Source organism: Vibrio sp. 10N.247.310.17, from assembly GCF_041466605.1.
Lineage (GTDB): Bacteria > Pseudomonadota > Gammaproteobacteria > Enterobacterales > Vibrionaceae > Vibrio > Vibrio tasmaniensis_A.
Genome location: NZ_JBFSTC010000057.1, coordinates 13,345 through 34,288 on the forward strand (window position 1 = coordinate 13,345; position 20,944 = coordinate 34,288).

The following is a 20,944-nucleotide window of genomic DNA, read 5'->3' on the forward strand; positions in this document are numbered from 1 at the left end:
CCCAACGGCATTCTTATTTCCATCAGATCAATATTTATATTCGATTACTTAGATTTCACCGAAGTTGGGGTTAGTTAATAATCGCTTTAATTACTTTACTAACTATTAGTTTTGTCAGTTATTGTATTTTCACTTACCCAATACTAACTCAACAACCAACGACTACTAGTTGTTCGTCACAGAAAGTTTGTAGCCCAAATGTTGAACATTCACATCAGCGTAGCCTAGAGCAACGGCATAGTCTGCTGCGTTTGTGAAAGCAGAAAACATGATTGAAACGGCTAGTGTTATAAACATACTCATTTTCATATTTTGTTCCTTTTTGGCTAAATAATTTTAACTGGTTAAATGGGGTTAGTTAATTGAGCGGACTGAATGTTATTACCAACGTGAGCGATATGAACGATGGCAGCTTTTACAAGTCGCCTGCGCTGCTTCTAATCCTGATTCCGCCAGTGATACATCACCTTGTTGGCTACCTTGATAGAGTTCTTGGAACCCTTGATTCATTTGACTTAGTAGTCGTTGGAATTTTTCAGGTTCACTCCACACACTCTCTTTAGCTTTACTTCCTTCTTGACTGCCTACCGGAAATGACGTCAATAACAATTCGCTATGAGCTGTTAGCTCTAAACTCGTTTCTTCTAATACCTGCCAACTCGTATCGTTGCCATCTAATAAGTCTTTGGCTTGCTCAATCAAGGTTTCAACTTGTGTAAATGCGTATTGGCGCTGTTCAATTTGGCTCGAATGATCTTGTGATGCCAAAGCGTGGGTGCTAAGTAAAACGGTTGTAGTGCACAGTAGGCTCACCAATCTCTTGTGAATCATTCTCTTGTTCATATTGATCTCTCCTCGCTTCATATAGCTTTTGTTGTCTGGTTTCGATACAGACATCGATGATTCGTTTCGATGTTCCGTTTTTCTCTGATGTCTGTGTTTCTTTGATGCCTGCGTTTCCTTGATGAAATCAATTTACACAGCAATAGTTGCAATTGCAACTATTGCTGTGTAAATTACTGTAAAGCGAACAGAGATTAAATAAACAAAAGAGAGAGTGAAACTATGAAGATTTGGGATCTATCAACTCGCCTATACCATTGGACGCAAGCGGCGCTTTTCATGGGGTTAATGGCATCGGGCATTTCAGGTAATGGACCCCACGTTCAACTTGGGCTAGCACTTATGACATTAATCGTTTGGCGATTGATCTGGGGTTGGGTGGGTAGCGAAACGAGCCGGTTCAGACAGTTTTTACGATCACCTAAATCAGTGGTTCGTTATTTATTAGGAAAAGAAAAAGAAAAGCCAGGCCATAATCCTGCTGGCGGTTGGATGGTTGTTACACTGTTATCAGCTTTAACTATTCAGTGTGTTTCTGGTTTAGCCTTAGCTGGGCTTCTTGATCACTTACCCTATGCAAATATCTGGTTGAATGACTCCGTATTTTCACTATTAGAAAACATTCACCTCACTATGATAAAAGTGCTTCCGACCCTGGTCGCGGTACACGTCCTTGCCGTTTTGTTCTATAAATTACGTTCTAAACCATTAACTTGGGCAATGGTCACTGGCTTTCAAACAAAAATCGAACTTAATGGCAGTGTTGCGTTTGTTTCTCAATGGCGTGCGTTAGGCGTACTAGCTTTAGCGGCACTGCTCATCATTATGCTGACAGTGTTGGCGTAAATTAATTGGTTTGATGAGTATAAAACCGGATGTACAAAAAGGGATAAGCCGACGACTTCTAAAAATCGTCTCGCGAATAGAGCGCGACTAACCAAAATCTAACGTCAGCAACAATCGCGTCTCGTTAGATGAAGTTACGGGTGAGCAATGCACCAGACCCGCGTTTTCGTTGCCACTCCATCGCTCCCCTTTAAGCAATGCCACATCACCACTCGAAAGTTGCTCGATATCCGAGTCATGACTGTACAAGCCCGACTCTGAATCTGGCTGTCCGTTACTTCCTCTTCCTAGCTTCGAACGGTCGACCAAGTCGTTTGGCAGCCATTGAGTGGCAACACCATGATAGGTAGTCACTAAACGGCAAGGGACTTGGTCAACATGGAAGCGTGGGCACATCGCTTTATTCAGAACCGCTAAACGGAGCCCTACTTCTTCAAGATCAAACAAACAACAGAACATATCCACCAGCTCTACCATGTTTTCTAGTAGTGCTTTAGATGCGGTTTCGTCGGTAGCAAACTCCAATTTCTCATAGGCGTTGTCTGGAGACAGGCTCATAGATTTACTGAAGTTTGGATTCAAGGCGATAAATTCACTGATTGCCATTGTTAAATCTTCATCAAATGTACGCTGCCAAATCGCAATATTGATATTGCTTTGATAGATGTCTGCCAGCACCGTTGGCTGCTCAGAAGCGCTATAGCATGGAGCATGATTCGCATGAACCTTGATACTTGCAGCAGAACCAATGTTAAGTGGCTGATTATTATCGGTTGTCACAGGTTTCGTTAACACGGCATTCATTACGTCATCTCCTTGATACATGCTTGTTGTTTTCCTCTTACCGATACGAACGTTATTCTCAGTAAGAGTGATATTTTGGTTATGTTATAACACAACCAAAATATCACAAGCAACTTGGCATACATGTTTCCAATTATATGGATATGCCTTTGCAGCCTTAGGGAACTTGATGAATGTGGATCACTGCAGAAAAACGCGAAAGCTTAGCTATGGCGTTCATATAAATTGACTCACCAAACAACTGCTTTCACATCATAAGCCCCAAGTTGGTCGAGAACTCAGACACGAAAGTGTTGAATTACGCGTTCTATAAGTTCAGAGATGTCGTTGATGTCACATGTCGTTACACAGCATGACGTCTTAAGGCTTTACATCTTGAGCGAGGTAAACAACAATCCCTGAGAATAAATCCATAACATAATGTATTTAGAAATTATGAGCAGCACAGAAAACAAAAAATCGAGTCCTCTTTTCGAAGTCGTATTTAACGTCTTTCTTCCTTCATTCATTTTAATGAAGTTCAGTGGAGAGGAACACCTAGGAACTGGCTTAGCACTACTTGTCGCGCTTGCCTTCCCTATTGCTTACGGTGGTATGGAGTTAGTCCGCAACAAGAAGTTTAACTTCATCGCGGCACTTGGCTTTGTCAGCGTATTATTAACCGGCGGTATCGGCTTCTTCGAACTTGATACTCGTTGGTTAGCATTAAAAGAAGCATTAATACCCGGCCTAATTGGTTTAGCGGTTCTTGGCTCAACCTTCACTCGCTACCCGTTTATCCAAAAAGTTATCTTCACGCCTGCACTGTTAAACATATCTCTAATCGAAGAGCGTTTAAGAGAGTTTGGTAACCAAGCAGAGTTTAATCGTTGCCTAATGAAGTCAAACTACCTATTCGCTAGTACCTTCGCATTTTCTTCTGCGATGAACTACTTTCTAGCGACTTGGATTGTGACTAGCCCAGCAGGTACTGCAGCTTTTAATGAAGAATTGGGTAAGTTGACACTTTACAGCTACCCGGCCATCGCTATACCAAGTATGTTGATGATGTTAGGTATCTTCTACTACATTTGGCGCCAAGTTCGCTCGATGACTTCGCTAGAAACGGAACAGATTTTTATTACTAAATAATTTTCGTTGCGTTAGCTCGAGTACAAAATCACTTCAAATACTCGATAGTTTCCAAAATCAGATTGCTTCAAAAAAGCATGAGCCCAGCACACACGCTGGGCTTTTTTGTCTGTTCTGCATACAGAAAAATATTAACTTTCGATTGATATCATGAATTAATTTAAACAAAACGATGTTCATTTTCATGACTCACTGTCCATAACTGGCCGAAAACAAGTAATAGTCAATGATTTGCATTGAATGAGGCGTGATATGTTTTTATAATCAACTTCGTTTGTTACTTTACAAAGTTCAATCCTAGCAATGACATAACTTCAGTTCATATTGGTCATATTTAACCAATAGTTTGCAAAAACCAAACGCCAGACGAACTCGACAAGGAATTTAAAACATGAACAAATCTCAATTAGTTGAACACATCGCAACTTCTGCTGACATCTCAAAAGAGCAAGCAGGCACAGCACTCAATGCACTCGTTGAAGGCATCTCGACTACGCTTGCTAATGGCGACGATGTATCTATCCTTGGATTTGGTAGCTTTAAAGTGAATAGCCGCGCTGCTCGCACTGGTCGCAATCCAAGAACTGGAGAAGAGATTCAAATCTCAGCGTCAAAAACACCAGCATTTAAAGCAGGTAAAGCACTAAAAGAGACATGCAACCTGTAAGATAGAAAATACAAGGAAGGTTACCGATGACAACTAAGGAAAAAACAAAAACGAGCCGCAGTAAAAAAGCCGGCAAGTCAACCAAAGCACAAGCTGAAGGGCCTAAGGCTCGTCAACGCATTGAAGAGCTTCTCGAAGAGCGTGAATTAGCCAAACTGTTAGAGCTTTAGTTTGTATTCGAGCTGTAATTAAAGATTTACATGATGGTTTGTTGTCATTCAAATGCCACTGCAGATTTGCGGTGGCATTTTAGTTTGAAGAACAAGCCCTAGCGCATCACTCTTCTTCCCCCTTTCAATCCCCTCTTCACTTTTAATCCCCCTCGCTTTCAAAAACGAAACTTTAGCTTACTGGCTTTAAGCTGATATCGCGTTGACGACCAAGCTTGAGAAGCGCATGATTTTATTTCGAGCAGAATAGTTTTTTGGCCGTGTAACCCACCCCATAATTGTTTCTGTGCAACGTACCCTATTGAACGGCAGGTCACATGAATAAAATTGTTATGTTAGTAATGGGGCTGCTTTTTACCAGTCGATTGTTCGCTAGTATTGTGCCGCATGTTAGTCAACTTGAGCATGATGCACCTATTCTACTTCGCTCAGCGTTGATCGTAGGTGTTTCGGCTTATGCCGTCTGGACAGCGTTCAAATACTTCAAAAAGAACAAAGCTTCTAGTTCAGATCAAATCTAGGCGGGGCTGACATGAACTGACTCTTTGCCGACGAACATAACTTCCCACACTGCGTAATTTGGCTTTCGAGGAAATAAAGATTACGTCTGCTTTTCACCCATTGAGCGCAAATTTCGAGTTCCTGACCAATGGCTATTGGATGGTGAAAGCGAGAAGTTAAACTCACCGTCATCGCATTGATATTGTTATGGAACAAGCAATACAACATCGCGCTGTCGTGTAACGCGGTAACAATGCCCCCCTGCATAATACCGTCGTAGCCCTCAGCTTTATCTGTTGGTACAATCTTGGCTATAGCTTCATACTTAGCTAAATTTTCATGCTTTATTGGCGTTTCATGCTTAGCCAAAGTCTCACCTTCGCCAATAGCTTCAAAACAAATGGGACTGTCTGTGAAAAAACCTTGGCTGCACACTTGGCAACGGCGATGGTTGTGAGGAATGAAAACCTTCATACTTACCCTTATTCCTGTGAACCCTTAGATTCCTAGAGATTGATATGGCTCGACCAAAAAAACATCGTCAATTATGTACCCGTGCGGCTTACTCATGTTTTAAGCCTAATGGCGTTCCTATGGGCCAGCTTCATAAAGAAGAACTGCTATTAGAAGAGTTGGAAGCCTTACGCTTAGCTGATCAAGAAGGATTGAGCCAGCTTGAAGCCGCCGAGCAGATGCAGGTGTCTCGCCAAACGTTCGGCAACATCATTAAGCGAGCACGTACCAAAGTAGCCAAGTGCATCGTCAACGGCCATGCGTTGGTGATTCAAGGCAGTTAATTCACGTGTTAGCCAGAAGTTATTTAACTCAGCGAGCGAGAACTCTTGATGCTTAACTTGATACTTAGCTTGATGGCTCAGTAATCTGATACAACTTTCGACTTTGCCCTTCACACACATCCTTGCAATTGCATTCGCGCTCAATGTCTAATTGTGCGAGTCCTCCACAACTGCCTTTGATTGGCTTGCGCGAAAAAATCACGCCTATCGCCATCAGTGTAACGACTCCGACAAACCCCAATAGCGTCAACAAAAAGGTCATTTACGGAACCCTCGAATAGCGCCTAGCTGATTAGGCTGTGCCATTAAAATCGTAGCTTGTTTTTTGTGCCCATTCTCGCCGCAAGTTTTATTGCTACACCCGCTATTTCGCGACTCGCGACCATAATCGAGGTCGGTTACTTCTTGTAGATTGCTGAAATCCAGAGTGGTAACTTCCGCCTTTGCTTTAGATGCAAAAACGCGAACATCATGATTGAACAAGTGCGACAGCATTTTCTTACCGATGTTACGAACCACAACAGCTTTCACATCATAAGATTTAACGACGGACATCCATTGCTTCTTGTTATTGCACGGGCTGTCTGACTCAACCAAAGGAATAAGATGCTTTATTTGTTGTTGCTCATCGACAATCGCGATCTGTGGAGAACGGGCAAAATGGTTGCCGACATGAAGGTCACGACAAGGTATTGCGTATAACATGGTAACTTCCTGTTATTGATGATCAGGAATTCAGAATACGCCCCATTACTGGCATATGCCCATAACTATCGTATGAGAAATAAGATTTACAGAATGGATACTTAAGTTAAGAAGTAAATCCTCAACAACATCATTTAACACCAATTGAAATAACAACTGACTCTGGCATGAACAAGCGCATTCAGTATTATTGATTTACAAAAGAGGATTGAAACCGCTAAGACAAACCAGCGTGAAGCGATATAATGCGCCTCAACAAAGAACTACAAAGTAGCCACACATGCCTAAAGATCCCGGTTTCACCACAGAATACACCCTCGACAAAACGTTTTTCGCAGAGTGTTATGATCAAACTAGCCTTCCGACTCAGTTTCCAAAAGCCTATTTAAAGGCATTTTTGTTTCTTATTTTTGGTTGGGTTCTATTGGAGTTTGAACTGTTACCTAGTGGCTACGTAGGCTGGTTTTTTATCGTTTTGAGTGTGATTGAAGCGTTCAGTGTATATTGCAAGAGAACCTGGTGGTTATGGCGACAAAAAATCAGCTCAGGTGCTGGCAGCAAAGTGGTCTTTTCAGGGGATACTGATGGTGTGAGTTATAAAAACCGTAAAGCCACCAATACTATCGCTTGGCGTGACATCGACCAACTTGAACAAACCGATTTAGGTTTTATCCTTCATATTGGAAAGCAGCGCCAATATGTGAGTAAATCTTGTTTAAGCGATGAAGCCATTGCCTTCATGATTGAACAACACGAAGTTTCCAAAACATCCAAAGATTCCTAAGCTTTCTAAGCTTTCTAAGCAAATTAGCATCTATGAATGCCTGCTGACTTAGAAGGCATTTTTACATCCCCCTAAGTGTCATGACTGGACTACAACAGTGGCCACCGTATACCAAATAAGTGATTGTCACCTTTCCTTAATAACTCAGCTTACTGAGTAAGTTGCTCAAACTTCGGCAAGCTCTTCACAAACCTCTGGTGTACATCCATATAGGTTTGCATATAGATTTCATCGATACTCTCACCACTCGGGAAACTCGATGAGAAGTCTGCGTGTTTGCGGTCAATCGACAATTTAGCGGCCTCGATAATGTGAGCGATGAACATTCGCGGATCTTCCAAGCCGATAGAGATACGCATTGTGGTTGGCTTGATGCCTGCTTCATTTAACGCTTCATCGCTGAGCTCTGAGTGCGTGGTCAGTGCTGGGCACAAGGCCACTGTGTTGGTTTGCCCTAAGCTCACTTGCATGCCGATTGCTGGCTCAAGCATGTCGAAGAACTGTTTAAACCCATCTCGATTGATTGGTGCACGGTCGCCGTTACCTTCCATATCGATTGTGAAAAGCGCCGCTGGTAAACCCAAGTACATGTTGTTCTGGCAGTGTTCATAGTTATCGCTGTCTGGCAAAGCTGGACATGACACATTGATGTCTGGGTGGGCATCGAAGATCTTCGCCAGAGCCAGGGTATTAATCGTTTTTTGCACCACTCGCATCTCATACGTTTTCATACCATTGAGCACTTCAAACGCTTTGTCTGCGTCTAGGAATGCGCCCTTAATGTAGTACACATTCCAAAACAGCGTTTCGTTCCATGGAATGGTGACCTCATCGCCGTTGGACTTGGTGAAAGTGACCTCCTCTCCTTTTGGAATAAACATGGTCTCGTTGCGGCCAATCACAACTCCAGCTGTTGTGGTGCCAGAACCCGCCAGTTCTTTGGTGTAAGAGTGAATAACATAATCGGGTCTTTCCATCACATCATCACGTTTCAGTACTGGGTGTAATAAAGGCGTGCCCACTGTCGAGTCAACAATCACATCCCAACCACGAACGTGACCTGCTTTACTGATACTAGCAACATCTAACACGTATCCATGCGGGTTACACGGTGACTCTAGGTAGACGTAGATTTTCTTACCCGCAGCGATGCGATCTGCGTATTTATCGGCAACCTCATCAAGTCGCGTCGCAAACTCATCCCCGGAGTAACCATCCACCCACTCTACCGCGACATTCAAATTAGAAGGTTTACCAAACCAATCTTCCAACAACTGGTAAGAACCGCCGTAGATATTGCGTGAAGCCAAGACAATGTCTTCATGGCCAAGTAAATGGCTCAACAACCCATCAATGGCCGCCATCCCCGAGTTAAAGTTCCATGCGAGGTACTCATTGGCTCTAGATCCTGCCTCAATATCAACCATGTGGTTAGCCAGTGAAATCGATGTTGGGTTAAGCAGTCGAGAGTAAATATCGTGCAGCGGCTCCTTACCATTAAACGCATCTTCAATCCATTCTGTACACGCAAACAAATAGGTCGCGGTACGTGTAATCACAGGGCTCGCAGAGAAAATAGCAGCGACATTATCGAAGATAGGATACGCACCTTTGGATGCAAAATTACCATTATTGGTGGCAATAGACTGGTAAGTGGCGCGCATTGGGTTTTGCAGATTGTCGAGGATCTTAGCGATCTGGAATGACAAAAAACGTTTGGCGTTAAACCAAGCGATTCGGTCGCTCTTATCGAGCTCTGAAAGGCCATCAACCGTCAATGCCCAAAGATCGTGTGTCTTGGTATTGGCTTTGTACAGTGTCGTCGCCAGTTCGATAAGCGTGACGCCGTAATCACTGTTTGGGTCGATACCAAAATGCTTGGCTTGCTCAATGGCAAGGGCTTCTGCTTGTTCGAGTTTGGTAGTTTTACGCAGCGGGCTAAGTTGAGTTGAAGTATTCATAATTCCTAAGTCATTCCATGCTGGTTGTTCCTCCTTTAATTTTAGTTTTGCGCGGATGTTAAAAATTGCTATTTGCGAAGTAAGACATACACTTTGAGCAATAATATTGCCAAATTAAAATCAATATTGATGGAATATGCCAATGGACGAGATCGATAAGAAAATACTGGCTGAACTGCAAAGCAACGCTAGACTGACTAATCAAGAGTTGGCCGACCGAGTAGCACTGTCGCCCTCTCCTTGCTTACGCCGAGTTCGAGCATTAGAGAAACAAGGGATTATTCGCGGCTATCACGCCAGTGTTGACCAAGAAGCGTGTGGCCTGCCAGTCAATGTGTTTGTGTTGGTGAAACTTGAAAAGCCGACAGAAGAGAACATGCGAGACTTTGAACAGCACATCGAAGTGATTGATGAAGTGTTAGAGTGCTTTCTAATGACGGGCAATCACGACTACCTATTGCATGTAGTCAGCGAGTCGCTAAAAAGCTACGAGCAGTTTATCCGCAAGCAATTAACCCGCCTGCCCAATATTGCTTCGATTGAATCCAGCTTCGCCTTCGGTCAGGTAAAAACAAAGACCAAGCTGCCAGTCAGGTAATGAGTGTCACGATAACTTGGGTTTAAAGACCTCTAGATCATTATCGGCACATATAGAGCTCTGTCCATTGCTACTGAGTCAGTGCCACCTAGTTTCCGCGCCTAAGCCATAGAGTTAATCGCTTGGGTCAACGTTTATTAACCAGTCTTGGTTGCTTCCAGTATATTGAGATGCCCTAGGTCTCATTGTCGTGAATTCGGTTTTCGATAGCCCGAAATTTCCTTTATTTTCAAAGCTGTTTTGTTATATTCATGTGAAACATTACTAATATAAGAAATGGCTTAAATGATAAAACAAAGTTGTACTTTTTTAACGTCACTGTCGCTGCTGCTATCCGCTAGTACTTTTGCATACGATCTTGAGATAGAAGCTTTTGAAGGCGAAGAACTCGCACTTTTAAAGAACGCAGAAACGTCTAGCGATAACGAATTGCTAATGCAGGCTGCTAACCTTTTAATTGAAGATTCAATGTATGAAGAGAACTTACAACGCGGATATGAGTACATGAATCAAGTCGCGGAATCTGGTGAGGTAAAAGCGATGATTACCTTGGCAGATAATTATTACTACGAAGAGCAATACGAAAAAGCACTGGCTTGGTACCACAAAGCTGAAACCAGCAAAGACCCTTATGTGCTCTACTCATTAGGCGTAATGTATTTTGATGGTGAAGGTACACGTGTCGACCTAAAGAAAGGCAACGATTATTACCTAGCTTCTGCAAAAGCGGGGTATTCTGACGCTATGTATCAACTCGCATTTTCATACGATGAAGGTCAAGGCGTCACTCAAGACTTCTCCAAATCTGCGTATTGGTTTGAGCAATCGGCTAACTTAGGCGATGCAAGTGCTATGTACAATTTGGGTATTTCTTACCTAAATGGACAAGGCGTTGAAAAGAGTTGCTCTAAAGCGATGCAATTATTTAGCAAAGCCATTGAAGAAGATGAACATACACTTTCTTATGTGAAGATGGGTGATATTTACTCTTCTACGCGATACAAAAAACCGTGTGGTTTCAAAACTACAGACGCAAAAAAAGCATTAGAGTATTACACTCACGCCGCAATGCAGGGCAACGATTATGGTCAATATTCCGTTGGTTACGCCTACCGTAATGGTCACGGTACATGGAGCGATTTTGTTAAAGCGCTAGCATGGTTTGAAGTCGCGCAGGAATACGGAAACTCGGATGCAGAGAAAGAGATAATCGACGTGAAACAGTACATGTCGAAAGAAAACATTGCCGCAGCTGCGCAGCTTAAAGACTCTTTAATCGAAGATATCTGGTAAGGATAGTAACGACTCTAATTGTCATGGACTAGAACACTTCTATCCAATTACCCGTTAGAGATCGGTTTATTGTAACAGCCTCAAAACTAAGGCCTCACACACGCGAGGCCTTAGTTTTATCTACAGAGCCGTTTATCTATAACTAATTAACCCATTAACCAATCAACCGCTCCAAACCCACTGAATCACTCTCAGTCCATTCGAGTAATGAAGGTTTGCTCGTCATCGACAAAAGCCACGTAGTCGCCGTGATAGATAAACACTCGGCCTCGCCCTTCAACGATACACGCAAGCTGTGGGTTCAAATCTTCTTCAAGATTTTCACTTTGATACGTGCCGGTATCAGTGATCACACCGCGGAGTTTAGGTAAAAATCCATAACTGCGCTTGGCTTGATCAATCAGGCTCAATTCGCTGGCGGTCGAGAAGTAAGATGGGATTGGACCTGCATCTTCGATAAACATAGTTTTCAGTTCTTCAAAAGCTGTAATCACCAGCCAGTCGATGCCGTTAACGTGATGGATAAACATTGTTTATAAATACCTAGATTCTCGATAATTCTGATGCGGGGATTCTATCACTATCCGACGCGATTTGTGGCAGAACCGTATTTTCTTTTATCTTCCTGTCTCTAAGAGGATACATAGCTGATCTTCCTCGCGAGTTGGACGTATAGGCTCCTTAAAGGAAGGAAAACTATGGCCAACGTCTACGTCAGCATCGGAAGCAACATTAACCGCGAACATCACGTCACAGAATCTCTCAAAGCATGCATGACCGCTTTGCGCCCCTACACATTTCTAAATTCTACGATTGCGAGCCTGTCGGTTTTAAAGGGGATAACTTCTTAAACCTAGTCGTTGGGTTCGAATGTAACCTTCCTATCGCAGATCTGGTTAAGGTTCTGCATCAAATCGAAGCAGAGAATGATCGCAAGCGTCAGACCAAAGCCTATGCTTCACGCACGATGGATATCGACATCCTTCTTTATGGTAATCAAGTCGGCATTATTGATGGCGTAGAGCTGCCTAGAGGCGAAATCACCGAGTACGCATTTGTACTCAGACCGTTAGTCGATATTGCCGCGCAAGAACGCCACCCCACTCTAGACATCTCATTTCAGCAGCTCTGGGAAAGCTTCGATCAATTGAGCCAAAAAACCGAACCCATCCCTTTCGATATCAGTTTCACTCAGCCTTTCCATGACTGAAAAAAGAACGGCTACAAAATGAACAACGGCTAAAGGAACGACTGAACTCTTAATCACCTGAGCTTTACTGATCTTTTCTTAAAACAAGCACGTAACTGACTTCACTTTCTAAGGATTGGACACTGTTATGAATCACAACGCCATTATCACCATTACAAACCTGAGACTAAGAACCTTCATCGGCTTCAACGAAGAAGAAAAGTCTAAGCAGCAAGACATCGTTATCAATGCAGAAATCCACTACCCCGCGAACAACCTTTGTCTCTCAGATGATGTGGAGAACGCGCTTAACTACAAAAACATCTGCAAGAAGATCATTCAACATGTCGAATCCGGAAGATTTCTGCTTTTGGAAAAATTGACCAGCGACGTACTCGGCATCTGTATCGATCATCCATGGGTGAAATACGCTCAAGTGAGAATCGACAAGCCTCATGCGCTACGTTTTGCTGACTCTGTTTCGCTCACTCTGAGCTATGAAGCAGACAACGACAATATTTCATAAGGAGTGCGTCATGCTGAACACAGAAGCCGAAAAAGTAAGAGAAGCTTTGCTCGCAAGAGGACTTGAAACTCCGATGACACCGAGCGAAATGAATCCCAACCAGAAGTACAACCGCATCAAAGGACTTTTGACGGAAGTGGTCAGTACGCTTGGACTGGATCTAACCGATGACAGCCTTGCTGAAACACCTCATCGTATTGCAAAGATGTACGTCCATGAGATATTTTCAGGGCTCGATTATGATAACTTCCCGAAAATCAGTGTTATAGAAAATAAAATGTCGGTTGATGAAATGGTTAAGGTATCGGATATCGACTTAACGTCTACGTGCGAACATCACTTCATTACCATCGATGGTTTAGCGGAAGTGGCTTATATACCTGAAAACAAGATTCTTGGGCTGTCTAAAATAAACCGTATCGTTCGATTCTTTGCTCAGCGTCCTCAGGTACAAGAACGCCTTACACAACAAATCTTGGTTGCGATACAGACTCTAGTCGAAACAGAAAACGTGGCCGTGACAATTAAAGCCACTCACTATTGCGTTAAATCCAGAGGCGTCATGGATGCAAACTCTGAAACCTCAACAACCGCTCTCGGTGGTATTTTCAAAACTAACCCTCAAACCAGAGCTGAGTTTCTACGATGAGTGAAACGATACTAATAACCGGCGTGGGAAAGCGACTCGGTTTCGCACTGGCGCAGCAACTTTTAGCGGATGGATACAAAGTGGTTGGCACTTATCGCAACGACTATCCTCAATTGCAACTGTTGCGCGACAGTGGAGCCGACTTGCAGCATGTAGACTTTTATCAGCAAAGTAGTCTAGAGAGTTTTCTTCACTATGTTGGTCAAGAATATAAGACACTCAGAGCCGTCATACACAACGCTTCGGACTGGAAACCTGAGAGCAAGAAAGATCCCAGTGAAAATGCATCACACATCATGCACCAGATGATGACGATTCACGCTACCGTGCCTTATCTGTTCAATTTAACACTCAAAGACCAACTGATATCTGGCGATCAAACTTCAGACATCATCCACATCAGTGACTACGTTGCAGAAAAAGGCAGAAAAAAACACATTGCTTACGCGGCCAGTAAAGCGGCGCTCAACAACCTAACGCTATCGTTTTCAGCGATGCTGGCTCCCAAGGTCAAAGTAAATACCCTCTCTCCAGCCATGATTAAGTTTAATGAACATGACGATGAGGCATACAAAACCAAAGCGCTGAAGAAAGCTCTGATTCCCACAGAAGCGGGCTTTGAGGAAATAATAGATGGCATCAAGTTTGTGTTGGCCAGTCACTACATGACAGGAAGAACTTTGCACCTTGATGGCGGCAGACATTTGAAGTAATGCGCTTACATTGTCTGCTACCTAAAACGGCTGCTATATAGCGAATGCGGTTAACTAGGAACCGCTATAAGCTAGAAATTCTTATAACCTAGAAACTGCTATAAGAATGAGGAAGACGAGTTTCTTCGTCCCAGCCTAACAATTCAATATTGATTAGTGATTTACGCTTCTCATTACACAGTGAAGCGATATTGATAATAGGAAGCTGGCTACGAAACTGCGCGGTGAGGATGACCTTTTTATTTTGACTCAGGCTGTCTCGGCATTGCGCCAAAACCGCTTCAGTATCTAGCTGATGTGCGTTCTCGATAATCTGAATATCAGCGTTCTCTTGATAGCACTCTATCAGCCAAGATACGGCAGCTGCTTCTGAGCTAGTGAGTACGATGACATCTTTTGTTGTGACCAATTCTTTGAGTTCAGATAGTTTTAGTTCAGTTTCCATAAATACTCTCATTCAGCAGCAAATACATTAAAGTCGATTGCCCAATTTAGCCTGTGCCAAATGGTAGCCTCTATCTATCATCTCTTGTGAGCGATCAAACTCTAAGGTGCCACAAGCATTACGTGGGATCTCAAGCGTAATATCGGCGGGATAAGCGGCCAGTTTCTGGCGAGCAATGGTCGATTGCATCGCATCAAACGCTTGGTTGGCAATGTCGTAAGCAGCAAAATTGAAGCTCATTTTACTTTTTACACTGCTACCGAGATTATCGATAAAGTGAACAACCTTCTCATGCAGGTTACTCTCTTTTGTTGGTAGGGAAACCGGTATCACTTCCTGTTGAAGCATCTCAGGTTCACCACCTAAGTTCACAGCCAGCGTAAAGTCTGTCTTATCACTAAAGGTAGGCGCAATCGGTACGGGATTGAGCACTCCTCCATCAATCAGCACTTCACCATTAATGACATGTGGAGTGAAGAACAGTGGCAAAGAGATGGAGGCGCGAATGGCATCAAACAGAGAGCCTGATTGCAGCCAAACCTCTTTTTCATCGGCGACGTTAGCGGCAACTGCGGTATAAGGGATAGGCAGTTCTTCAATTGAAATCTCACCGATCAATCCACGCAGTGTGTCGATGATCTTGTCCCCTTTGAAGATACCACTCGATTGCCATGAAAAATCCAACATCATCGCCATATCCGATTGGTCGATACTGGTGACCCACTCTTCAAATTCATCCAACTTACCCGCCGCATAGACACCACCGATAAGTGCGCCAATTGAACAACCAGAGATGGATTTTATCTGGTAGCCATGCTCAATTAACCAACGGATGATTCCAACGTGAACCAAGCCTCTTGCGCCACCACTGCCAAGTACCAACGAGATCGTTTTTTCCATCGTACTCATCCTTTAATTCATTAGCTCTTCAAAGCTTTGGGCAAAAATTATATCACTTCGTGTCAGTGTAAGCTGTGTAATGCTTTGAAAACTGCACCACCTGCGTGCCTAAATGTGTCGCGGATTGAGATCGGGCAGCTTAAGTTGATTGCTGAAACTCATAGACTTTAGACTACCGCACTAAACTAAAAGTGAGTCATTCCAGCAAGCCTAAGCGCGACTAGGAATCTGGTTTCCACGAGCGCTTGATACAAAAAAGGTCGCCCACTTGAAAGCGAGCGACCTCTTGTTGTTCATTGTGTTTTTTAACTCATCCTGTAAGTGAGAACAAAGAGTTACAACACGCGTAAGCACTCTTCTGGCGACAAGCTCAAGAGCGTATTGGCGAAGTTGATCTTCTCATCGCGCCATCTCAATGCTGCCTCTCGACCTTCTTGTGCGTGTCTGTCGGCCTCAAAATAGCTCTTTCTTGGAAGCCCGTCTGCTGGCGTCATCACCATAGACTGTTCATTCAAGCGAAGCGTAAACAAGAACTGACCACGTTGTCCGGTTTGCGCTGCTGGATGGTGCAATGTGGTATCACAGCAATAGCGCCTATCACGCAGTGCGCGGCATGTGTACTCAAAAGCATCTTGAGCACCACGTCCAGGGAACGCGGTATAAACACTGATGCCATCACGTTGCAAAGACTGATCACCCGCCGCGAGTTGCACCGCATGTTGGATCATCCTAAAGCCCAGAACCACGCCACCAATGCTGTTCAATCCACTGTATTGAATTGCGCCTTCTAAGCTCAGATGAAGTTTGTCTTCCCCTTCATAGAGAAAGAGATCAGGCGATGCCCAATCGCTCTTTGGAATAAGCAGTTGAGTAATATCCGAGTGTTCCATGTTGGTCTCCGCAACAATGAGTGTGTTTGAGCCCACAAGGCAACGTAATGAGAATTATTATCAATAGTTTTTAACCAAAAACGTTACCCCAGAAACCACTCATCGATGGATGCTATCTGATGCTTTAACGCCAAGCATTTCTTGTTAGATATTCATTTATTACCAATAAAGCTCATCGCCTACAAATAAACAGACACATACTATCTACAGGTCTAATACTAGTCGTCCGACTCTACGACTAATGTCTAACCGACTGAGTCTATTTGTTTTTTTTGGTTTGGTATAAGGTACTAACAACTAAATGTTAATGAATTTTTAATGATAAGTTGACGCATTGTTTTCACTTCATGCCGTGAGTCAACAACGTTTGTTGGAATAACACACCTCAGAGTGTGAACGAAAGGAATCAAAATGAGCACTACTTTAGAGTCCGCACATATACAAACAGAGAAGCCTCAAGTCCATGAGGATGAACTCACCTATGAACAACAACATAAACCAAGATCGGAATTTGATTCCCGAGAACAGTATCTAGAACACGAATTGCAAATCATGTCGCCTAAGCGCTGGCGTCCAAATTTGCCGTTTAAAGATTATCGATTTGAGATAGAAGACACCATCCCAGCGATGGCGGCGACCATTGGTAAAGTGGTTATGGTGGGCGCTATTGCAGCCACCTTTGCTGGGGCTCTCGGATTAAATGAAGACTTCATTCTAGAAAACGTTCGTTATGAACTCCTCATCGCCTCTGTTTTCATTATTATTTTCTCTGGCTTCCTGTTGCCGACCGCGAACCTCGCAGGTACACACGGTCCACTCATCCCGTTAATTCCAATAGTGGTTGCAGCAGGCGGACACCCTATGGCGTTTGGGTTATTGATTGGCGCTTTTGGCCTCATCTTAGCCATCAGTAAAGGTGGCAGCATGTTGGCCAACCTCACCAGTAAAGGCGTATGTGGCGGATTATTGCTCTACCTTGGCTTTGTTGGAACCGCTTCTCAAGTGAAAAAGCTGTTCGCTTGGGCTGAGGGAATTGGCATGAGCCACATTGCTTTTGTCGTGATCTTTTGCACCATTATTTTGTACGCATTATTGGAACATTTCCGTAAGCGTTGGTTAGCTGTCCCTCTTAGCTGCTTGCTAGGTGGTACGATTGCATTTGCCATGGGTGCCCCATTCGCTTTCCACACTGAGCCAGGCTTACCTAACATGAACCCTATGTATTGGTGGGGAGAAGATACAGGCTGGATGTTAGGCCTACCAACGATTGAACATTTCATGGTGGTATTGCCGTTTGCGATTCTAGCCGTGGCGATGTGGTCGCCGGATTTCTTAGGGCATCAAGTATTCCAAAAGATCAGCTATCCAGAACGTACCGAAAAAGTACACATGAACATTGACGACACCATGACCACGGCTTCAATTCGCCAAACGTTCGGTTCTCTGCTCGGTGGTACTAACTTTACGTCTTCATGGGGTACTTATATCGTGCCTGCGGCGATTGCTAAACGCCCTATTCCTGCCGGTGCATTGCTTACAGCTCTGTTCTGTATCATCGCCGCAGTTTGGGGTTACCCGATGGATTTAGCTATCTGGCAACCTGTACTGTGTGTCGCGCTAATTGTTGGGGTATTTGTACCATTGCTAGAAGCAGGAATGGAAATGACGCGTGAAGGAAAAACCACCCAGTCAGCAGCGATTGTTGTATTTTCTTCAGCGCTCGTTAACCCTGCATTTGGTTGGGCTCTCACTATGCTGTTGGATAACTTAGGCTTAGTCGGTTGTAAAGAACGTAGTAGTGAGCTTAGCAAAATGAGCCGTTGGGTGTTGCCTGGCATTATGTTTATTGTACTAAGTGGCGTGATGGCGTTGGTTGGCCTTCTACCGGGGATTCCAGCGATTATCCCGAGTTTTCGTTAAGCTCAATTAATATTGAGTTTTAGTCGGAACACAAAAAGGCCTCGCACACGCGAGGCCTTAGTTTTATCTAAGTTTCAACGAACGAGTCGCTAGCAATTTACGATGGTAAACCAAATTAACTAGAGAGCCATTCATCCAACACTTTGATGAATTTAGGGTTGATGAGATAACCGATGGAAGCATGCGGATTGCTTTTTCCGTTGCGAATATTGAGGTTATAAACTGGATGGATATCTTTCATTCCGCCGGGTATCAGATCCAGTTTGAGCATATCCTTAAAGTCATTTCTAATTTTGCTGTCATGAGAGATAAAATCATCTTCTGCCGATATGTTTATCCATTGCTGAATGTTTAAAGGGTACTTCTTCTCATCTTTCAAGCGGCTCCCCTTTAGCCTATCTTTTACGTTTTCATCTCCTAACGGCGACCCGAGCGTCAGCAATAAGTTGACCTTCTTGTCCGCACCATAGTCGTGTCTATACTCTCCGTAATGAGACAACTTCCACAACACATCATAACTGATCATCGACCCGAGACTGTGCGATACAATCATCACATCATCCTGATTATCAAGCGCTTCCTTCAGTTCAACCATTAGCCTATGCCTAACATCGCTACCAAAATAGGTATCTTCATACCAATAATGCGCCATGTCCGGTGCGACCTTCGTTATGAGTGTCTCAGCCACACCTAGCTTTCCAAACAGCGATGAAAAAGTATCTGCTAACGCCTCTTTTAGAAAACCAATTTTAGATACCTTGTTATACGTTGTTTTATTGAACTGGCTTGTCTTGTACTTTTTGAGTTCAGACAGCGCTTGTTGTCGACTTGCAGGGTCTTCCGTTGGTTTCTCTAACAATGTGTTTGATAGTTCTCCGTAATAGACAAACCGTTTATCGACATCTTTAAAAGCTTGTAATGAACCTGAGTCTTCACAATCTCGCTGTAAGCCATGTTCTATAGCCTCGTACCAAAGTGCTTGAAGGGAATCTTTATCGGGCTTTTGAGCGCGACCATGAATGAATATTATTTTCTTAGCGATAGCAGAACGTCCTAAACACATAGTTAAAGTGATTATCAGTAGAAAACACCTTCTAGATTCGGTCAGCCCTTACTAATAACAGTGATGCTGATTACGTATCTAGGGATGGTTGATAGAGCATTTATATAACTATGAGGCACAAGTTTAAGGACCATAAACGAGTGAACGATGCGATCATCACTCGCAAATTAGGAATGAATGTAGCTAGCAGAACCTTCAATTAACAAAAGGTCCTACACACGCAAGGCCTTTGTTATATCTTTCTAAGGGTAACCACTATCCTTTAACAACTACAGCGCGCTAGTTCACTGACTTAACCGCTTTCATCAACGTTGTGTTGAACTGCTCAGGTTGCTCTAGCATTGGGAAGTGACCTGAGTCTTCAATGCAGTAAATGCTGTAATCCTTGATGTGTTTATATCGAACAATCTCATCCTGATTTGACCGCTGTCCACGATTGTAAACTACTCCTAGGTTAAAATTAAGAAACACTAACTAAGAAGTAAGGCAGAGAATGTCACGCAAAAAGTTTATGGAATCCTTCGGTGCAACGAACCGAAATGCGCGGTATGGGTGGGCTTTTGTTAATCACGAAAAAAAAGAAGTTTATTTTGGTGCATGGGACGTCAATACAAACCGAGAAAGATCGTTAATTTTTTCTATGAACTGGGAGTTCAACAATGAAGGGCGTAGGGTTAATGCGTTTGGCGAAGCTCTTGAGTACATCAAGCTGGTGGAAAACGAAGGATATTCATTAAGAACATTTCCAATAATCTGGGATGAAGATAACGATGGTTATACAGATACAGGTAGCGCTAAGATAAAAGAGTACATAGAAGAAGTCTCTGAAATGTCCCTTGAGGTCATTGGCAGCGAGTACTATGCGATCGGAAACCATAACGCAAAGTATTCAAAAATGCCCTCACCCAACGTAGCACAAGACGTCGACGTAATATTCGGTACTATTACCAATAAGACAGAACGTGAAAGTTTAGTTCTCTCGCGTATTGGGCAGGGGCAATTTAGACAAAACGTTATCAACTCATGGGGAAATGGTGAGTGCTGTGCATTAACACTTACAAGTGTACGCGAGATTTTGATTGCATCTCACATAGTTCCTTGGTCCAAATGTGACAGTGATGAACAGAGACTTGATGGCGCAAATGGTATCCTACTTTGTGCTCATATTGATAAACTATTTGACGCTCACTTACTAACCTTCATCAAAAAAGGCTCGAAGTACATATCGCGGTTATCACCCAAACTAAATGTTTCTTTACTGAAAGGGTTAGGTATTCAAAGCGGAGAAGAACTTTGCGCTGAAGAACTAAGCGAAGTTCATCGTGATCGATTTGAAAAGTATTTAGAAGCACATAACAACGAGTTCAACTTCAAAATTTCGCAAACAAATTAACTAACGCGACTCGACTACTTAACGTCTCGATACTCCAAAGGGATTCAACTAAACTTGTCGATGAGAACTTCGTAAAGAACAAAAAGGCCCCGCAATCGCGATAATGCCGTTCGGATAAGCATTATTGCTTGAACCTGAACGGATATTTGGCTGGGA

General features: G+C 43.3%; 26 protein-coding genes and 2 pseudogenes. 15 read left to right on the top strand and 13 right to left on the bottom strand.

Annotation, left to right across the window (positions count from 1 at the left end):
- Positions 1-165: 165 nt before the first annotated feature.
- Together AB6D80_RS15515 and AB6D80_RS15520 are read right to left on the bottom strand one after the other, a co-directional pair.
- Positions 166-309 (bottom strand): hypothetical protein, encoded by a 144-nt coding sequence (locus AB6D80_RS15515; RefSeq protein ID WP_017102713.1) that lies wholly within the window; start codon positions 307-309, stop codon positions 166-168.
- 72 nt (positions 310-381) lie between these two features.
- A complete protein-coding gene (locus tag AB6D80_RS15520; protein WP_372063764.1) occupies positions 382-897 on the bottom strand; it encodes a cytochrome c in 516 nt (171 codons plus the stop codon).
- 168 nt (positions 898-1,065) lie between these two features.
- On the opposite strand from AB6D80_RS15520, the gene AB6D80_RS15525 reads away from it, so the two are divergent.
- Complete coding sequence (locus AB6D80_RS15525) at positions 1,066-1,689, top strand: cytochrome b/b6 domain-containing protein (protein WP_009846963.1); 624 nt, start codon at positions 1,066-1,068, stop codon at positions 1,687-1,689.
- Between the two features lie 87 nt (positions 1,690-1,776).
- Here AB6D80_RS15525 and AB6D80_RS15530 read toward each other — a convergent pair whose 3' ends face one another.
- Positions 1,777-2,493, bottom strand: a complete 717-nt coding sequence (locus AB6D80_RS15530) for a DUF1826 domain-containing protein (protein ID WP_372188991.1) — start codon at positions 2,491-2,493, stop codon at positions 1,777-1,779.
- A gap of 435 nt (positions 2,494-2,928) precedes the next feature.
- Between AB6D80_RS15530 and AB6D80_RS15535 the strand changes: the two genes are divergently transcribed.
- From AB6D80_RS15535 to AB6D80_RS15550, 4 genes are all read left to right on the top strand, one after another.
- Entirely contained in the window at positions 2,929-3,624 is a 696-nt protein-coding gene (locus AB6D80_RS15535) for a VC0807 family protein (protein WP_372063760.1), read from the top strand.
- A gap of 391 nt (positions 3,625-4,015) precedes the next feature.
- The gene (locus tag AB6D80_RS15540; protein ID WP_009846966.1) at positions 4,016-4,291 is read left to right on the top strand and encodes an HU family DNA-binding protein; all 276 of its coding nucleotides are present in this window, start codon (positions 4,016-4,018) and stop codon (positions 4,289-4,291) included.
- A 26-nt stretch (positions 4,292-4,317) separates the two neighbouring features.
- Positions 4,318-4,461, top strand: coding sequence for a hypothetical protein (locus AB6D80_RS15545; protein ID WP_009846967.1), 144 nt, complete (start codon positions 4,318-4,320; stop codon positions 4,459-4,461).
- A 317-nt stretch (positions 4,462-4,778) separates the two neighbouring features.
- Positions 4,779-4,982, top strand: a complete 204-nt coding sequence (locus AB6D80_RS15550) for a hypothetical protein (RefSeq protein WP_012604160.1) — start codon at positions 4,779-4,781, stop codon at positions 4,980-4,982.
- On the opposite strand, the gene AB6D80_RS15555 is transcribed toward AB6D80_RS15550, so the two are convergent.
- Positions 4,963-5,436, bottom strand: a complete 474-nt coding sequence (locus tag AB6D80_RS15555) for a PaaI family thioesterase (RefSeq protein WP_372063757.1) — start codon at positions 5,434-5,436, stop codon at positions 4,963-4,965. The two genes, AB6D80_RS15550 and AB6D80_RS15555, sit on opposite strands and share 20 nt — an antisense overlap.
- A gap of 44 nt (positions 5,437-5,480) precedes the next feature.
- Between AB6D80_RS15555 and AB6D80_RS15560 the strand changes: the two genes are divergently transcribed.
- On the top strand, positions 5,481-5,759 hold the full coding sequence (locus AB6D80_RS15560; protein ID WP_372049571.1) for a DUF134 domain-containing protein: 279 nt from the start codon (positions 5,481-5,483) through the stop codon (positions 5,757-5,759).
- Positions 5,760-5,823: 64 nt separating this feature from the next.
- Here the strand turns inward: AB6D80_RS15560 and nqrM are convergent, their stop codons facing one another.
- Positions 5,824-6,021: a (Na+)-NQR maturation NqrM gene (nqrM, locus tag AB6D80_RS15565; protein WP_009846971.1), complete on the bottom strand. Its 198-nt coding sequence runs from the start codon at positions 6,019-6,021 to the stop codon at positions 5,824-5,826.
- Complete coding sequence (locus AB6D80_RS15570) at positions 6,018-6,464, bottom strand: NifB/NifX family molybdenum-iron cluster-binding protein (RefSeq protein ID WP_372063755.1); 447 nt, start codon at positions 6,462-6,464, stop codon at positions 6,018-6,020. Before AB6D80_RS15570 ends, nqrM begins: the two co-directional genes overlap by 4 nt.
- 280 nt (positions 6,465-6,744) lie before the next feature.
- Here AB6D80_RS15570 and AB6D80_RS15575 point away from each other — a divergent pair, with 280 nt between their 5' ends.
- Complete coding sequence (locus AB6D80_RS15575) at positions 6,745-7,248, top strand: YcxB family protein (protein WP_012604164.1); 504 nt, start codon at positions 6,745-6,747, stop codon at positions 7,246-7,248.
- A gap of 149 nt (positions 7,249-7,397) precedes the next feature.
- On the opposite strand, the gene AB6D80_RS15580 is transcribed toward AB6D80_RS15575, so the two are convergent.
- Entirely contained in the window at positions 7,398-9,209 is a 1,812-nt protein-coding gene (locus AB6D80_RS15580; protein WP_372063753.1) for a PLP-dependent transferase, read from the bottom strand.
- 142 nt (positions 9,210-9,351) lie between these two features.
- Here AB6D80_RS15580 and AB6D80_RS15585 point away from each other — a divergent pair, with 142 nt between their 5' ends.
- Both AB6D80_RS15585 and AB6D80_RS15590 read left to right on the top strand, forming a co-directional pair.
- The gene (locus AB6D80_RS15585; protein WP_012604166.1) at positions 9,352-9,807 is read left to right on the top strand and encodes an Lrp/AsnC family transcriptional regulator; all 456 of its coding nucleotides are present in this window, start codon (positions 9,352-9,354) and stop codon (positions 9,805-9,807) included.
- Positions 9,808-10,092: 285 nt separating this feature from the next.
- Positions 10,093-11,100: a tetratricopeptide repeat protein gene (locus AB6D80_RS15590; RefSeq protein ID WP_372188985.1), complete on the top strand. Its 1,008-nt coding sequence runs from the start codon at positions 10,093-10,095 to the stop codon at positions 11,098-11,100.
- 191 nt (positions 11,101-11,291) lie between these two features.
- Here the strand turns inward: AB6D80_RS15590 and AB6D80_RS15595 are convergent, their stop codons facing one another.
- On the bottom strand, positions 11,292-11,630 hold the full coding sequence (locus AB6D80_RS15595) for a hypothetical protein (RefSeq protein WP_017109731.1): 339 nt from the start codon (positions 11,628-11,630) through the stop codon (positions 11,292-11,294).
- A 168-nt stretch (positions 11,631-11,798) separates the two neighbouring features.
- Here AB6D80_RS15595 and folK point away from each other — a divergent pair.
- From folK to folM, 4 genes and pseudogenes are all read left to right on the top strand, one after another.
- Positions 11,799-12,310 (top strand): annotated as a pseudogene (gene folK / locus AB6D80_RS15600) (2-amino-4-hydroxy-6-hydroxymethyldihydropteridine diphosphokinase).
- A 127-nt stretch (positions 12,311-12,437) separates the two neighbouring features.
- A complete protein-coding gene (gene folX / locus AB6D80_RS15605) occupies positions 12,438-12,815 on the top strand; it encodes a dihydroneopterin triphosphate 2'-epimerase (protein ID WP_012604170.1) in 378 nt (125 codons plus the stop codon).
- A gap of 10 nt (positions 12,816-12,825) precedes the next feature.
- Positions 12,826-13,464, top strand: coding sequence for a GTP cyclohydrolase I FolE (gene folE / locus AB6D80_RS15610; protein ID WP_017099742.1), 639 nt, complete (start codon positions 12,826-12,828; stop codon positions 13,462-13,464).
- Positions 13,461-14,177 carry a dihydromonapterin reductase gene (gene folM, locus AB6D80_RS15615; RefSeq protein ID WP_372188987.1) on the top strand — a complete coding sequence of 239 codons (717 nt, stop codon included), beginning with the start codon at positions 13,461-13,463 and terminating at the stop codon, positions 14,175-14,177. The genes folE and folM overlap by 4 nt, the downstream gene beginning before the upstream one ends.
- Positions 14,178-14,265: 88 nt before the next feature.
- Here the strand turns inward: folM and AB6D80_RS15620 are convergent, their stop codons facing one another.
- The 3 genes from AB6D80_RS15620 to AB6D80_RS15630 all read right to left on the bottom strand — a co-directional run bounded on the left by AB6D80_RS15620 (position 14,266) and on the right by AB6D80_RS15630 (position 16,412).
- The gene (locus AB6D80_RS15620; protein WP_231900037.1) at positions 14,266-14,634 is read right to left on the bottom strand and encodes a hypothetical protein; all 369 of its coding nucleotides are present in this window, start codon (positions 14,632-14,634) and stop codon (positions 14,266-14,268) included.
- Between the two features lie 15 nt (positions 14,635-14,649).
- Positions 14,650-15,522 (bottom strand): patatin-like phospholipase family protein, encoded by an 873-nt coding sequence (locus tag AB6D80_RS15625; RefSeq protein WP_029222870.1) that lies wholly within the window; start codon positions 15,520-15,522, stop codon positions 14,650-14,652.
- Positions 15,523-15,857: 335 nt separating this feature from the next.
- Positions 15,858-16,412, bottom strand: a complete 555-nt coding sequence (locus AB6D80_RS15630) for a hypothetical protein (RefSeq protein ID WP_086049529.1) — start codon at positions 16,410-16,412, stop codon at positions 15,858-15,860.
- A 411-nt stretch (positions 16,413-16,823) separates the two neighbouring features.
- Between AB6D80_RS15630 and AB6D80_RS15635 the strand changes: the two genes are divergently transcribed.
- Positions 16,824-18,332 carry a DUF3360 domain-containing protein gene (locus AB6D80_RS15635; RefSeq protein WP_009846994.1) on the top strand — a complete coding sequence of 503 codons (1,509 nt, stop codon included), beginning with the start codon at positions 16,824-16,826 and terminating at the stop codon, positions 18,330-18,332.
- A gap of 115 nt (positions 18,333-18,447) precedes the next feature.
- Here the strand turns inward: AB6D80_RS15635 and AB6D80_RS15640 are convergent, their stop codons facing one another.
- Both AB6D80_RS15640 and AB6D80_RS15645 read right to left on the bottom strand, forming a co-directional pair.
- Positions 18,448-19,374 (bottom strand): hypothetical protein, encoded by a 927-nt coding sequence (locus tag AB6D80_RS15640; protein WP_372188993.1) that lies wholly within the window; start codon positions 19,372-19,374, stop codon positions 18,448-18,450.
- A 300-nt stretch (positions 19,375-19,674) separates the two neighbouring features.
- Positions 19,675-19,794: pseudogene (locus AB6D80_RS15645) on the bottom strand (alpha/beta fold hydrolase); the annotation flags it as partial.
- 94 nt (positions 19,795-19,888) lie between these two features.
- Here AB6D80_RS15645 and AB6D80_RS15650 point away from each other — a divergent pair.
- Positions 19,889-20,788, top strand: coding sequence for an HNH endonuclease (locus AB6D80_RS15650; protein ID WP_372188989.1), 900 nt, complete (start codon positions 19,889-19,891; stop codon positions 20,786-20,788).
- Positions 20,789-20,944 lie beyond the last annotated feature (156 nt).

Excerpts from the sequence above, each read along its gene's own strand:
- AB6D80_RS15515 (WP_017102713.1), bottom strand. The coding sequence starts at position 309 with ATGAAAATGAGTATGTTTATAACACTAGCCGTTTCAATCATGTTTTCT.
- AB6D80_RS15635 (WP_009846994.1), top strand. The coding sequence starts at position 16,824 with ATGAGCACTACTTTAGAGTCCGCACATATACAAACAGAGAAGCCTCAA.
- folM (WP_372188987.1), top strand. The coding sequence starts at position 13,461 with ATGAGTGAAACGATACTAATAACCGGCGTGGGAAAGCGACTCGGTTTC.
- AB6D80_RS15520 (WP_372063764.1), bottom strand. The coding sequence starts at position 897 with ATGTCTGTATCGAAACCAGACAACAAAAGCTATATGAAGCGAGGAGAG.
- AB6D80_RS15550 (WP_012604160.1), top strand. The coding sequence starts at position 4,779 with ATGAATAAAATTGTTATGTTAGTAATGGGGCTGCTTTTTACCAGTCGA.
- AB6D80_RS15525 (WP_009846963.1), top strand. The coding sequence starts at position 1,066 with ATGAAGATTTGGGATCTATCAACTCGCCTATACCATTGGACGCAAGCG.
- AB6D80_RS15575 (WP_012604164.1), top strand. The coding sequence starts at position 6,745 with ATGCCTAAAGATCCCGGTTTCACCACAGAATACACCCTCGACAAAACG.
- AB6D80_RS15590 (WP_372188985.1), top strand. The coding sequence starts at position 10,093 with ATGATAAAACAAAGTTGTACTTTTTTAACGTCACTGTCGCTGCTGCTA.
- AB6D80_RS15580 (WP_372063753.1), bottom strand. The coding sequence starts at position 9,209 with ATGAATACTTCAACTCAACTTAGCCCGCTGCGTAAAACTACCAAACTC.
- AB6D80_RS15560 (WP_372049571.1), top strand. The coding sequence starts at position 5,481 with ATGGCTCGACCAAAAAAACATCGTCAATTATGTACCCGTGCGGCTTAC.
- AB6D80_RS15545 (WP_009846967.1), top strand. The coding sequence starts at position 4,318 with ATGACAACTAAGGAAAAAACAAAAACGAGCCGCAGTAAAAAAGCCGGC.
- AB6D80_RS15540 (WP_009846966.1), top strand. The coding sequence starts at position 4,016 with ATGAACAAATCTCAATTAGTTGAACACATCGCAACTTCTGCTGACATC.
- AB6D80_RS15570 (WP_372063755.1), bottom strand. The coding sequence starts at position 6,464 with ATGTTATACGCAATACCTTGTCGTGACCTTCATGTCGGCAACCATTTT.
- AB6D80_RS15555 (WP_372063757.1), bottom strand. The coding sequence starts at position 5,436 with ATGAAGGTTTTCATTCCTCACAACCATCGCCGTTGCCAAGTGTGCAGC.
- AB6D80_RS15630 (WP_086049529.1), bottom strand. The coding sequence starts at position 16,412 with ATGGAACACTCGGATATTACTCAACTGCTTATTCCAAAGAGCGATTGG.
- nqrM (WP_009846971.1), bottom strand. The coding sequence starts at position 6,021 with ATGACCTTTTTGTTGACGCTATTGGGGTTTGTCGGAGTCGTTACACTG.
- AB6D80_RS15585 (WP_012604166.1), top strand. The coding sequence starts at position 9,352 with ATGGACGAGATCGATAAGAAAATACTGGCTGAACTGCAAAGCAACGCT.
- AB6D80_RS15595 (WP_017109731.1), bottom strand. The coding sequence starts at position 11,630 with ATGTTTATCCATCACGTTAACGGCATCGACTGGCTGGTGATTACAGCT.
- AB6D80_RS15530 (WP_372188991.1), bottom strand. The coding sequence starts at position 2,493 with ATGAATGCCGTGTTAACGAAACCTGTGACAACCGATAATAATCAGCCA.
- folE (WP_017099742.1), top strand. The coding sequence starts at position 12,826 with ATGCTGAACACAGAAGCCGAAAAAGTAAGAGAAGCTTTGCTCGCAAGA.
- folX (WP_012604170.1), top strand. The coding sequence starts at position 12,438 with ATGAATCACAACGCCATTATCACCATTACAAACCTGAGACTAAGAACC.
- AB6D80_RS15650 (WP_372188989.1), top strand. The coding sequence starts at position 19,889 with ATGTCACGCAAAAAGTTTATGGAATCCTTCGGTGCAACGAACCGAAAT.
- AB6D80_RS15620 (WP_231900037.1), bottom strand. The coding sequence starts at position 14,634 with ATGAGAGTATTTATGGAAACTGAACTAAAACTATCTGAACTCAAAGAA.
- AB6D80_RS15625 (WP_029222870.1), bottom strand. The coding sequence starts at position 15,522 with ATGGAAAAAACGATCTCGTTGGTACTTGGCAGTGGTGGCGCAAGAGGC.
- AB6D80_RS15535 (WP_372063760.1), top strand. The coding sequence starts at position 2,929 with ATGAGCAGCACAGAAAACAAAAAATCGAGTCCTCTTTTCGAAGTCGTA.